An 11,747-nucleotide genomic window follows, 5' to 3' on the forward strand; every position below is an offset into this window, starting at 1 on the left:
CTCAGCCCAATGCCTGCGTTACCAGGGCCCAGCCGCCGTGCGCGGGCCCGCGTTCCAGCGGGCCGCCGCGCACCATCGTCGTGGCGCTGCCCACGCGCGGCAGCCCTTGCTCTTCCAGCCACTCCGGCAGGCCGCTGGCCGCATCGACATCGATGCGCAGGAACTTGCCTGCATGGCGGCTGCACCAGTGGGCGATGAGTGCCCTGGCGCCCAGGAGGTCGGGTGCGACGACGGGCCCGATCGCATGGCCACGGCCGAAGCGCCGCACGGTGGCGAAGCCGACAGCCTCGCTGTCGCGAGCGAGCACGACGGTCTCGCCATCGGCCAGGAGCTGTCGCAACATCGGCTCGCGCGGCATGCCGGCCGAGCGGGTGTCCAGCGAGATGAGGAAGTCCGCGTCGTTGCGGTTGAGCGGACGCAGCCGCTCGCCTTCGGGCAGCGCCACCACCTGCGCCGGCGGGGCCTGCCCCTGGTGCTGGCGGATCTCGCCCGTGATCGCGAAGCCCATCCGCTCGTACACGCCGCGGCCTTCGGCCGTCGCGTGCAGCAGCACGGTGCGATCCTGCAGGCCGGCCATCAGCGCGTGCATCAGGTGCTGCCCGAGGCGCCGGCCCTGCATGCGTGGCGCCACCATCACGTGGCCCACCGTCGCATGATCCGGCCCCCACAGCCAGCGCAGCGCGGTGCCGACCAGCTCGCCGTCGCGGATCGCGGCCACCCCTTCGCCGAGCGCGAAGGCGAAGCGCCAGTCCTCGACACGGAACGGCCATTGGAATCCGTGCGAGAGGGCCTGCGCGCCCTCGATGTCGTCGGCGGTCAGGCGGCGCAGCGTCACGCCGTCGGGCAGCGCGCGCCCCACCGCGGCGGACGCGGCCGGTGGAACGAGGACCGGGTCGGTCATGGGCTCTCCTCAATGGCGTGGCGGTTGCCCGCGATCATGCGTGCCCGCAAGGCAGGCGGCTTGTACGAACTTGCCGCGGAAGGCGCGCGGGGGAAGTACGGCACAAAGCGCCTTCGCCGCCGCGCACATCCGGCGAATGCTGCGCCCGCCGGGGGCAGAACCGCACCATCTGCGGCGGCGCCTGCCTAGCATTGCCTCCATCTCCCACACCCGAGGCGACCATGACCTTCCGTCCCAAGTACATCACGTTCGACTGCTACGGCACGCTCACCAATTTCCGCATCAACGACCTGCCGCAGGCGCTCTACGGCGACCGGCTTTCGGGCGAGCGCCTCCAGCGGTTCGTCAAGGACTTCACCGCCTACCGCCTGGACGAGGCCATGGGTGACTGGAAGCCCTACGACCAGGTGCTCAAGTCCGCGCTGCGCCGCACCTGCAAGCGCCACGGCATCGCCTTCCGCGACGAAGACGGGCAGAAGTGCTACGAGGCCGTGCCGACCTGGGGCCCGCATCCCGACGTGCCGGAGGCGCTGACGCGCGTGGGCGCCAGGATCCCGCTGGTGATCCTCTCCAACGCGATGAACGAGCAGATCATGTCGAACGTGCGCAAGCTCGAACCGCCCTTCCACAAGGTGTTCACGGCGCAGCAAGCCGGCGCGTACAAGCCGCGCCTGCAGGCTTTCGAATACATGCTGGACCAGCTCGGCTGCGCGCCCGGGGACATCCTGCACGTGTCCTCCAGCCCGCGTTACGACTTGATGTCGGCGCACGACCTGGGCATCGAGAACAAGGTCTTCGTGAACCGCGGCCATGAGCCGAAGCCCAACGCCGCTTACACGCACGCGGAAATCCGCGACATCACCGGCCTGCCGGCGCTGGTCGGCCTCTGAGCGGCGGCTTGCGATGAGGTCCGACACGGGGTTCTACATCGACGGCGCCTGGCGCGACGCGGCCGGCCATGACACGGCGCAGGTCATCAACCCCGCGACCGAGCAGGCCATCGCCGACGTCGCACTCGGCCGTGAAGAGGATGTGGAGGCCGCCGTCGCCGCCGCTCGGCGTGCTTTCGCCGGCTGGTCGCGCACTCAGCCCGCCGAACGCGCCGAGTTGCTGGGCCGGGTCCACCGGCTGGTGCTCGAGCGCCTGGAGCTGTTCGCGCAGGCGATCACGAAGGAGATGGGCGCCGCGATCGCGTACGCGCGAAGCGCCCACGTGCCGGTGGCTGCCGAGCACATCCGCGTCGCCCGCGACAACCTGGCCGCCTATCCGTTCACCACGAGGCGCGGCAGCACGGTCATCGTGCGCGAGCCGATCGGCGTCTGCGCGCTCATCACGCCCTGGAACTGGCCCCTCTACCAGATCACGGCGAAGGTGGCGCCGGCGCTTGCGGCCGGCTGCACGGTGGTGCTCAAGCCGAGCGAACTGTCTCCCCTCTCGGCCCGGCTGTTCGCGCAGGTGATGCACGATGCGGGCTGCCCGCCCGGCGTGTTCAACCTCGTCAACGGCAGCGGTCCCGTTGTCGGTGCCGCACTCGCGTCGTCCGCCGAGGTCGACATGATCTCCATCACAGGGTCGACGCGCGCCGGTGTGCTCGTCGCGCAGGCCGCGGCGGTCACGGTCAAGCGGGTCGCACAGGAACTGGGCGGCAAGTCGCCCAACATCCTGCTGCCGGATGCCGCCTTCGACCGCGTCGTGCCGCTGGGCGTGGCCGCGGCCTTTCGCAACGTCGGGCAATCCTGCAGCGCGCCGACGCGCATGCTGGTGCCGCGCGCGCGGCTGCGCGACGTCGAGCGGCTGGCCGCAGCGGCTGCTGCCCAACTCGTGGTCGGCGATCCGCTCGACGAACGCACGACGCACGGGCCGATCGCCAACCGGCCGCAGTTCGAGCGCGTGCAATCCATGATCCGTGTCGGGCTGGGCGAAGACGCGCGGCTCGTCTGCGGCGGGCCGGGTCGGCCCCAGGGCCTGCACACCGGTTTCTATGCGCGGCCCACCATCTTCTCCAACGTGAAAACCGGCATGGCGATCGCGCAGGAGGAAATCTTCGGCCCGGTGCTCGCGATCCTTCCCTATGACACCATCGACGAAGCGGTCGCGATCGCCAACGACACCGTGTATGGGCTCGGCGCGCACGTGCAAGGAACGGACATGGACACGGTGCGCGCCGTCGCGCGGCAGATCCGTTCCGGCCAGGTGCACCTGAACCATCCCGCCTGGGACCCGAACGCGCCATTCGGCGGCTACAAGCAGTCGGGCAACGGCCGCGAGTACGGCATCGAAGGCATGGAGGAGTACCTCGAGACCAAGGCGATCCTGGGGTACGCGAATTCCTGACGGCCTTCCTCCCTCTCCCTCGGGGAGAGGGTTGGGGTGAGGGCATGCGGTCGCTCAGGCCACCAGCTGCGCGATCGCCTTGCCGACTTCCACTGTCGAAGCCGTGCCGCCCAGGTCACGCGTGCGCGGGCCGTCGCGCAGCACATGTTCGATCGCACCGAGGATGGCGTCGTGCGCGTCGCGATGGCCGAGGAATTCCAGCATCAGCGCACCCGACCAGATCATCGCGATCGGGTTGGCGATGCCCTGTCCGTAGATGTCCGGGGCCGAGCCGTGCACGGGCTCGAACAGCGACGGGAACCGGCGACCGGGATTGAGGTTGGCGGAAGGCGCGATCCCGATGGTGCCGGTGCAGGCCGGGCCCAGGTCGGACAGGATGTCGCCGAACAGGTTGCTCGCGACGACGACGTCGAAGCGCTGCGGCTGCAGCACGAAGCGGGCCGTCAGGATGTCGATGTGCTGCTTGTCGACGCGCACGTCCGGGAAGTCGGCGCCGACGGCATCGGCGCGCTCGTTCCACCACGGCATGCTGATGGCGATGCCGTTGCTCTTGGTCGCGACCGTCAGGTGCTTGCGTTCACGGGAGCGGGCCAGCCCGTAGGCGTAGCGCAGCACGCGGTCGGCGCCGTGGCGCGTGAACACGGATTCCTGGATCACCACCTCGCGGTCGGTGCCCTCGAAGAGGCGTCCGCCGAGGTTGGTGTACTCGCCCTCGGTGTTCTCGCGCACCACGAAGAAGTCGATGTCGCCCGGCTTGCGGCCGGCGAGCGGGCAGGGCACGCCTTCGAACAGGCGCACCGGCCGCAGGTTCACGTACTGGTCGAACTCGCGGCGGAACTTCAGCAGCGAGCCCCACAGCGAGACGTGGTCCGGCACCACCTGCGGCCATCCGGCGGCGCCGAAGTAGATCGCGTCGCAGCCGGCGAGCTGCGCCTTCCAGTCGGCCGGCATCATGCTGCCGTGCGCCTGGTACCAGTCGCAGCTGGCCCATTCGATGTGGCGCCACTCGAGCTGGATGCCCAAGCGCGCCGCCGCGGCTTCGAGCACCCGCAGGCCCTCGGGCATCACCTCCTTGCCGATGCCGTCGCCGGGGATCACGGCGATGGTGTGGCTGCGAAGCGGGGCGGGGTGGTTGCGAGTCGTGGAGGTGCGGGTCGTGGAGGTCATGGCGACAGCTTAGAAAGTTGCCGCGTGAACGTGGCCGCGTCGAGCCCGTGCAATTGCGCATTCGATGTCGAAGATGGGCGCGGCGCAGCATCTCCTGCCGAACGACAAATGCGTCCAATCGAGAGGGGGCGGGCGAAGCTAACTTCGGGCTGCGTTTCAACCACCAAAGGACATGAACTCGTGAGCAACCTGACCTTCTTCAAGTTCGACGACCTGGGCCCCGGCCGCGAAAGCGCGCCTCTGCCGGAGCGCCTGCTCGCCGGCGACCCGCGCTTCACCAATTGGGACGTGGAGCAGTCGCCCGACGGCAAGGTGCGCACCGGCGTGTGGCAGACCACGCCGGGCACCATCCGCTCGATCAAGGGCGGCGTCTGGGAGTTCTGCTACATCCTGTCGGGCGTTTCCGAGCTCATCGAGGACGGCAAGCAGCCCATCCGCGTCAAGGCGGGCGATGCGTTCGTGATGAACCCCGACTACATCGGCAAATGGCGCTGCATCGAGACCACGCGCAAGATCTGGATCATGTACGGCGCCCAGTGAGCGCACGATGAGGCTCGAATCCTTCTGGACCGACACCGCCGCCGCCTTCGACGGGCGCAGCGACGAACTGCCCGCCAATGCCGATGCCGTCGTGGTCGGCGGGGGCTTCACCGGCCTGTCCGCCGCGCGGCGGCTTGCGATGCGCGGGGCGAAGGTCGTGGTGCTCGAAGCCGGGGCCGTGGCCGCCGAAGCGTCCGGGCGCAACGGCGGGCATGTGAACAACGGCCTGGCGCTGGACTACGCCACGGTTGCCGCACGTGTCGGGCGCGAGCGGGCATCGGCCTGGTATCGCGCCTATGACGCCGCGGTCGACACGGTGGAGCGGCTGGTACGCGAAGAGAACATCGACTGCGGGTTCGAACGACGAGGCAAGCTCAAGCTCGCTTCACGCGCGCCCCACTTCGACCAGTTGTCCAGGAGCTTCGAGCAGCTGCGGCGCGAGGCCGACCCCGACGTGGAGTTGCTGTCCGCCGCGGCGGTGCGCGACGAGATCGGCAGCGACCGCTTCGCCGGTGCGGTGCTGTACAGGAAGAGCGCGCAGATGCACATGGGCCGCTTCGGCCGCGCCCTGGCCGAGGCGGCGGCGCGGCGTGGCGCGCTGATCTACGACCACACGCCCGTGGAGCGCCTGCAGCGCCTGCGCGGCAGCGCGTATCGCGTGCACACGCGGCGCGGCGCCATCGAGGCCGACCAGGTGCTGCTGGCCACCGGCGCGACGCGCGTGGGCGCCTTCTCCAGCTTCTCCTTCTGGCGCCGGCGCATCGTGCCGATCGGCAGCTTCATCATCGTCACCGAGCCGCTGGACGCGGCGGCGGTGCGCGCCCTGCTGCCGCAGCGGCGCACCTACACCACCACGGACACGCTGCACAACTACTTCCGCGTGACGCCGGACAACCGCCTGGTGTTCGGCGGCCGCGCGCGCTTCGCGCTCTCGAGCCCGCGTTCCGACGCCAGAAGCGGCCACGTGCTGCGCGAGCAGCTGGTCGCGCTGTTCCCGGCGCTGAGGGACACGCGAATCGACTACTGCTGGGGCGGGATCGTCGACATGACGCAGGATCGCTTGCCGCACGCGGGCGAGGAGGACGGTCTGTTCTATTCCATGGGCTACAGCGGCCACGGCACGCAGATGTCGGTGCACATGGGCGAGTGCATGGCGCGCGTGATGGCAGGCGACGTGACGGCGAACCCGTGGCGCGACAACCCGTGGCCGGCGATCCCGGGGCACTTCGGACCGCCGTGGTTCCTGCCCGCGGTGGGCGTGTACTTCCGGATCAAGAACCGATTCGCCTGAGTTCTTCCGGCACGCCGTGCCCTAGAAATCAGCGACCTTGCCCCACGCCGATTTGCGAAATCGCGCGGGGTTGAAAGGGACGGGATCGAAGATCGGCTTGTCGCCCGTCACGAGGTCAGCGATGAGGTGGCCTGCGCCCGGACCGATGCCGAAGCCGTGCCCCGAGAAGCCCGCGGCCAGGATGAACCCGGGCACTTCCGGCACTTCACCGATCCCGGGCACACCGTCAGGCGTGCTGTCGATGTAGCCTGCCCAGGTGTTCTCGATGCGGGCCTCACGCAGCGCAGGGAGCATGGCGACGGCGCGGCGGTGTGTTTCGCGCACGCCGGCGGGGTCGGGCCTGGGGTCGAGGATGCGCGCCCGCTCCATGGGTGTCGGCGCGTCGAGCTTCCATCGGGCAAGGGTTTCGTGACCCCAGCGGATGCCGTCCATGCCGCCGGGGAACACATTGCGCCAGCGCTTGGCGAACATCGGCACGAACTGCGGCGCGAAGCGCATCAACTGCGGCGTGGGATCCACCCGCCCACGGCCGCTGATGGCCAGGTTGTAGCTGCCGTCGCCGCGCCGGGTGACTGCTACACGCGCGGTGGCCAGCGCGTCCGGAAGGCGCTGTTCGACGGCGGACACTTGCACGATGGTCTGGCGCACCGTCGCCTGTGGGAAGCGTATGCCCAACTGGCGGCAGAACGAGGACGCCCACGCGCCGCCGGCCAGCACCACGGTTCGCGTCTTGATCGTGCCCGCTTCCGTCACCACGCCACTGACGCGGCCGCCCTCCAGCTCCAGGCCGCGGGCGGCGCACTTCTGGTGGACGCTGCCACCGAGTTTCATCAGTGCAGCCGCCACGGCGGGCGCCGCCTTGGAAGGGTCGGCCGTGCCGTCGGTAGGCGAGAAGACGCCGCCTTTCCAGGGGCGGCCGGTTGCGCGCCCGCGCTCTGCAGCCTCGCGGCCGCTCAGCAGGTGCGTCGTCACGCCCGCGGTCTTCGCAAAGTCGCGCCATCGCGCCCAGCGCGCGATTTCATCCTCGTCGTCGCTCAGGTAGAGCAGCCCATGGCGGGTGAACCCGGTGTCTTCGCCCGTGTCGGCGGCGAACTTCTCCCAGAGTTCCAGGCTCTTGGTCGCCATCGGCAGCTCGCGCGCGTCGCGGTTCTGCTGCCGGCACCAGCCCCAGTTGCGGCTCGATTGCTCCGCGCCGATGCGGCCCTTCTCCACCACGGCCACGGACAGGCCGCGCCGGGCCATGTAGTAGGCGGCGAAGACCCCGATGATCCCGCCGCCGATCACGACGACGTCGGCGCGCGCGGGCAGGGTGGGCGAGGTCTCGACGTGGCGAAGGGGCTGTGCCATGAAGTGAATCCCTCTTCAGTCTTGCACGGTCTGCACGGCGTAGAACTTCGCGACGCGCTCGCTGCTCTCCCACCCCACGGGCTCGCCCTGCGGCACGAAGAGCGCATCGCCGGCGCGTGCCGTGACCACGCTGCCGTCGGCGCACGCGAATCGCACGCTGCCGGCCAGCAGGTGCATGAACTCGTTGAGCGGATGGGGGCGGACGATGCGGTGGTACCCCGTCGAATCCCAGGTGCCGGCGCGGTACTGCGCCTGCTCGTCGGTGAAGACGTTGTCACTGCGGCATTGCGGCGCGGGGCCGAGCAGCGTGTGAGCGGGCGGCGGGGCCGAAGGCTCGAAGTCGGCCTCCGCGCGCAGCGGCGTGATGCCTGCCCGGACCGGCCGCTCGCATTCGAGGGCGCACCACACGAAGCGCACGCGGGAGGCGGCCTGGATGCGCAGGCTCGTGCCGCACGCGATCACGGCGCCTGCATCGTGGCCCAGCACCAGCGGGTTCGCGCCTTCCGCTGCCAGGATCAGCTCGCCTTCGACGACGACGAGCGTTTCCGTGTGCGGGAAACTTGCGACCTCGAGCTCGCCAATGAAGCTGGTGCAGCCGGCAGCGATGCCTTTCGGTCCTTCCCATGCGATCTCGCGCTGCCGCGCGAACGGGTCTTTCCGGCCGAACGCGGCCCGCTGGAATTCGGTTGCGACGGGATTGCCGTCGGCGCGATGCAGCACCAGCGCGACGGTCGTGCGGGTAGCGATGGGAGTGTCCATGGAAGCGCCGCTCAAGCCACTGCGCGCCGGACTTCCGGCTGGTCCAGCACCTCGTCGAGCGTGCGCTGGAGGCGCTCGAACATCGCCTCGAACTCCGATGGCGTGTAGCACAGCGCCGGCGCGAAGCCGAGGATGCCATCGCCGAAGGCGCGGAAGATCAGGCCGTTGCGGTAGCCGGCGGCAGCCAGGCGATCCGGCAGGTCGAGCGCCGGGTCGAAGCGCTCCTTCGTGACCTTGTCGCTCACGAGCTCCAGCGCACCGAGCAGGCCGCGCGAGCGCGCGTCGCCCACCAGCGGATGGCGCAGCATCGCCTGCAGGCCGGACTCGAAGTGGCGCGCCACGCGCTGGCCGTTCGCCAGGATGCCGCCTTCTTCGTACAGCCGGATCACTTCCAGCGCGACGGCGGCGCTGACCGGGTGCGCCGAGTAGGTCGCCCCGTGGCCGACGACGGCGCCGGACGGCGTGCCGTCGGCGATGCCGGCGTACACGCGCTCCGACATCAGCAATGCGCCCATCGGTGCGTAGCCCGATGTCAGGCCCTTCGCCACCGTCATCAGGTCGGGCGACACGCCTTCAGCGTCGCACGCGAACATCGGGCCGGTGCGGCCGAAGCCCGTGATCACCTCGTCCGCCACGAACAGGATGTCCAGCTCGCGGCACGCTTCGCGCATGGCCTTGAGCCAGCCGACGGGCGGGACGATGACGCCGCCCGATCCCTGGATCGGCTCGCAGAAGTAGGCCGCGACGTTCTCCGCACCCAGCTCGTTCACCTTCGCGCGCAGCGCCGCCACCGACGACGCGATCACCGCCTTCGCATCGCGGCCCGCCGGGTTGCGGTAGGGGTAGGGCGAGGCGATGTAGTGCTGCTCGGGCCGCGGCAGGTCGAAGCCGCGGTGGAAGGCGGGCAGCGCGGTCAGCCCGGCGCCCGTGGAGGACGAGCCGTGGTAGCCGCGTTCGATCGAGATGAACTGCTTCTTTCGGGGCCGCCCCGTGCTGTTGTAGTACTGCACGATGAGGCGCACCGCCGCATCGACCGCTTCGGAGCCGCCGAGCGTCAGGTACACGTGGTCGAGGCCCGCGGGCGCGATCTCGACGAGCTTGGCGGCCAGCTCGATCGCCGGTTCGCTGGAGAAGCCGAAGTAGCCGGTCGCGTAGGGGAGCTTGCGCATCTGGCGCGCAGCCGCTTCGACCACGCTGTCGTGGCCGTAGCCGATGTTGACGCACCAGAGACCGGCGAATGCATCGAGCAGCTCGCGGCCTTCGGCGTCGCGCAGCCAGGCGCCGCGGCCGGATTGCAGCACCGTCGCGCCACGCTGTTCATGGCCGCGCCAGTTGGCTACCGGGTGCACCAGGTGCGCCCGGTCCAGGGCCAGCATCGATTCGTTCAGTGAGAGTTCTGCGGTGGAGATCATGCGGTCAATCGTAGGCGCCGGGGCGCAGACGGTGATGCGGCATCACGGGTCGCAGGCGAACGACCATGCCGTTGTACGCGCCTGGAAAGGAGAATCTGCTTGTGGCGCCACCGCTAGTAGCCGCGGCCGCGATCGACGACACCCAGGAGCGGTTCGCCACGCCGGTGCCGCCGGATGTTCTCGAGCAGGATGGGTGCCGCCGTTTCCGGCTGCGTCATGCTGGCCACGTGAGGCGTGAGGAACACGCGCGGATGCGTCCAGAAAGGATGCTCCCGGGGCAGTGGCTCAGGCTCGGTCACGTCGAGGATCGCGCGCGAGAGCCGGCCCGAGTCGAGCGCGGCCAGAAGGTCCGCATCCACCACGTGCTGGCCGCGGCCTACGTTGACCAGCGATGCGCCCGCCGGGAGGGCCGAGAAGAGTTCGCGGTCCAGGATGCCCCTTGTGGCAGGCGTGAGCGGCAGCAGGCACACCAGCACGTTGCAGCTCCCGAGGAATGGCCGCAGCTGGTCGGCCCCGGCGAACGTCTCCGCTCCTTCGATGGTGCGCGGCGAGCGGTTCCAGCCGCGCAGCCGGAAGCCATGGCTCGCGAGCCGCTCCAGCACGGCGCAGCCCAGGCTGCCCAGCCCCATCACGCCGATGGTGCGCGCCGACGCGGGCGGCACTTCGATCGGGTTCCAGCTGCGGGCCGCCTTCTGCGCCACCTAGTCGAAGAAGTCGCGATGCAGCGCCAGCACGGCGAGGCTCACGTACTCGACCATGCCGTTGATGATGCCGGGCTCGACCATGCGCACCAGCGGCACGTGCCCCGGGACGGCGGAGAAGTCCACGTGGTCGATGCCGGCGCCGGAGGAGAACAGCACTTTCAGCCGGGGCAGTGCGGCGATGAACTCGCGCGGCGCCTGCCAGGCGATCAGGTATTCGATCTCCTCGGGATTGCCTGCGTGGGGCCAGACGCGGAAGTCGAGGTCCGGCGCGTGTTCGGCGAAGAAGCGCGACCAGGCGGGCGCACGCGCCGCATCGGAGCGGTAGAGGATGGCCATGCTCACCAGCCTCCCACCCAGCCGTCGAAAAGGCCCTCGGGCAGCTTCTCCTGGTTGTCGTTCATCGATGGACCTGCGTGGGTGCGATATGCGGCGCATCGTGGCGGGCTGCATGCGAGCACGCTAGGACGAATCTGGCGTCGGGCGCGAACAGCAGAAACGAAGTGCCCGGGCGCGCACTTCCATCTTTTGCTGCGGCTGCCGCCCACGCAACCGCAGCATCTGCGGCGGCTCCGGCCTAGCATTCCCTGAATCACTTCACCGGTTTGCCGCAAGGAGACGCCTGCATGACCTTCCGCCCCAAGTACATCACGTTCGACTGCTACGGGACGCTCACGTACTTCCCGATGCACCAGGTGGCCTACGACATCTACGAGGGCCAGTTGCCGCCCGAGCAGATGCACGTGTTCCTCAAGAACTTCGCGGACTACCGATTCGACGAGGTGATGGGCGACTGGAAGCCCTACCAGGAGATCCTTCATTCGGCGCTGCAGCGTGCCTGCAGGCGCCACGGGCTGGCCTACCGGGCCGAGCACGCCAAGCGCGTGTACGACGCGGTTCCCACGTGGGGGCCGCATGCCGACGTGCCGCACGCGCTCACGCGCGTGGGCAAGAAGATCCCGCTGGTGATCCTGTCCAACGCCATGAACGAGCAGATCCACTCCAACGTGGAGAAGCTGAAGGCGCCGTTCCACAAGATCTGCACGGCGCAGGACGCAGGCGCGTACAAGCCGCGCCTGCAGGCGTTCGAGTACATGCTGGACCAGCTGGGCTGCGCGCCCGAGGACATCCTGCACGTCTCCGCCAACCCGCGCTACGACATCTTCCCGGCGCAGGACCTGGGCATCGTCAACAAGGTGTTCGTGAACCGCGGCCACGAGCCGCGCCCGAACGATGCGTACGGCTTCGCGGAGATCCGGGACATCAACGGGCTTCCGGCGCTGGTCGGACTCTAG

General features: G+C 69.6%; 10 protein-coding genes and 1 pseudogene. 5 read left to right on the top strand and 6 right to left on the bottom strand.

Translation table 11 applies throughout. The annotated features are described in order from the left end of the window. Position 1: 1 nt before the first annotated feature. Entirely contained in the window at positions 2-901 is a 900-nt protein-coding gene (locus EZ313_RS02915) for a GNAT family N-acetyltransferase (protein ID WP_135261713.1), read from the bottom strand. 221 nt (positions 902-1,122) lie between these two features. On the opposite strand from EZ313_RS02915, the gene EZ313_RS02920 reads away from it, so the two are divergent. Next, the gene (locus tag EZ313_RS02920; protein ID WP_135261714.1) at positions 1,123-1,791 is read left to right on the top strand and encodes a haloacid dehalogenase type II; all 669 of its coding nucleotides are present in this window, start codon (positions 1,123-1,125) and stop codon (positions 1,789-1,791) included. A 13-nt stretch (positions 1,792-1,804) separates the two neighbouring features. After that, positions 1,805-3,235, top strand: a complete 1,431-nt coding sequence (locus EZ313_RS02925; protein WP_135261715.1) for an aldehyde dehydrogenase family protein — start codon at positions 1,805-1,807, stop codon at positions 3,233-3,235. Between the two features lie 54 nt (positions 3,236-3,289). Here EZ313_RS02925 and EZ313_RS02930 read toward each other — a convergent pair whose 3' ends face one another. Then, positions 3,290-4,402: a tartrate dehydrogenase gene (locus EZ313_RS02930; protein WP_135261716.1), complete on the bottom strand. Its 1,113-nt coding sequence runs from the start codon at positions 4,400-4,402 to the stop codon at positions 3,290-3,292. A gap of 180 nt (positions 4,403-4,582) precedes the next feature. Between EZ313_RS02930 and EZ313_RS02935 the strand changes: the two genes are divergently transcribed. Continuing rightward, positions 4,583-4,942 carry a cupin domain-containing protein gene (locus tag EZ313_RS02935; protein ID WP_135261717.1) on the top strand — a complete coding sequence of 120 codons (360 nt, stop codon included), beginning with the start codon at positions 4,583-4,585 and terminating at the stop codon, positions 4,940-4,942. 7 nt (positions 4,943-4,949) lie between these two features. Further along, on the top strand, positions 4,950-6,233 hold the full coding sequence (locus EZ313_RS02940) for an NAD(P)/FAD-dependent oxidoreductase (RefSeq protein ID WP_135261718.1): 1,284 nt from the start codon (positions 4,950-4,952) through the stop codon (positions 6,231-6,233). A 21-nt stretch (positions 6,234-6,254) separates the two neighbouring features. Here EZ313_RS02940 and EZ313_RS02945 read toward each other — a convergent pair whose 3' ends face one another. The 4 genes and pseudogenes from EZ313_RS02945 to EZ313_RS02960 all read right to left on the bottom strand — a co-directional run bounded on the left by EZ313_RS02945 (position 6,255) and on the right by EZ313_RS02960 (position 10,791). Continuing rightward, on the bottom strand, positions 6,255-7,580 hold the full coding sequence (locus EZ313_RS02945; protein ID WP_135261719.1) for an NAD(P)/FAD-dependent oxidoreductase: 1,326 nt from the start codon (positions 7,578-7,580) through the stop codon (positions 6,255-6,257). A gap of 15 nt (positions 7,581-7,595) precedes the next feature. Beyond that, positions 7,596-8,339, bottom strand: coding sequence for a cupin domain-containing protein (locus tag EZ313_RS02950; RefSeq protein WP_135261720.1), 744 nt, complete (start codon positions 8,337-8,339; stop codon positions 7,596-7,598). A gap of 11 nt (positions 8,340-8,350) precedes the next feature. Next, positions 8,351-9,751, bottom strand: a complete 1,401-nt coding sequence (locus EZ313_RS02955) for an aspartate aminotransferase family protein (RefSeq protein WP_135261721.1) — start codon at positions 9,749-9,751, stop codon at positions 8,351-8,353. A gap of 113 nt (positions 9,752-9,864) precedes the next feature. Continuing rightward, a pseudogene (locus EZ313_RS02960) lies at positions 9,865-10,791 on the bottom strand (2-hydroxyacid dehydrogenase). A gap of 287 nt (positions 10,792-11,078) precedes the next feature. On the opposite strand from EZ313_RS02960, the gene EZ313_RS02965 reads away from it, so the two are divergent. Next, a complete protein-coding gene (locus EZ313_RS02965) occupies positions 11,079-11,747 on the top strand; it encodes a haloacid dehalogenase type II (RefSeq protein WP_135261722.1) in 669 nt (222 codons plus the stop codon).

Origin of the sequence: Ramlibacter henchirensis, from assembly GCF_004682015.1 — a bacterium.
In the GTDB taxonomy this organism is placed as follows: Bacteria; Pseudomonadota; Gammaproteobacteria; order Burkholderiales; family Burkholderiaceae_C; genus Ramlibacter; species Ramlibacter henchirensis.

Excerpts from the sequence above, each read along its gene's own strand:
- EZ313_RS02915 (WP_135261713.1), bottom strand. The coding sequence starts at position 901 with ATGACCGACCCGGTCCTCGTTCCACCGGCCGCGTCCGCCGCGGTGGGG.
- EZ313_RS02930 (WP_135261716.1), bottom strand. The coding sequence starts at position 4,402 with ATGACCTCCACGACCCGCACCTCCACGACTCGCAACCACCCCGCCCCG.
- EZ313_RS02945 (WP_135261719.1), bottom strand. The coding sequence starts at position 7,580 with ATGGCACAGCCCCTTCGCCACGTCGAGACCTCGCCCACCCTGCCCGCG.
- EZ313_RS02950 (WP_135261720.1), bottom strand. The coding sequence starts at position 8,339 with ATGGACACTCCCATCGCTACCCGCACGACCGTCGCGCTGGTGCTGCAT.
- EZ313_RS02965 (WP_135261722.1), top strand. The coding sequence starts at position 11,079 with ATGACCTTCCGCCCCAAGTACATCACGTTCGACTGCTACGGGACGCTC.
- EZ313_RS02925 (WP_135261715.1), top strand. The coding sequence starts at position 1,805 with ATGAGGTCCGACACGGGGTTCTACATCGACGGCGCCTGGCGCGACGCG.
- EZ313_RS02955 (WP_135261721.1), bottom strand. The coding sequence starts at position 9,751 with ATGATCTCCACCGCAGAACTCTCACTGAACGAATCGATGCTGGCCCTG.
- EZ313_RS02920 (WP_135261714.1), top strand. The coding sequence starts at position 1,123 with ATGACCTTCCGTCCCAAGTACATCACGTTCGACTGCTACGGCACGCTC.
- EZ313_RS02940 (WP_135261718.1), top strand. The coding sequence starts at position 4,950 with ATGAGGCTCGAATCCTTCTGGACCGACACCGCCGCCGCCTTCGACGGG.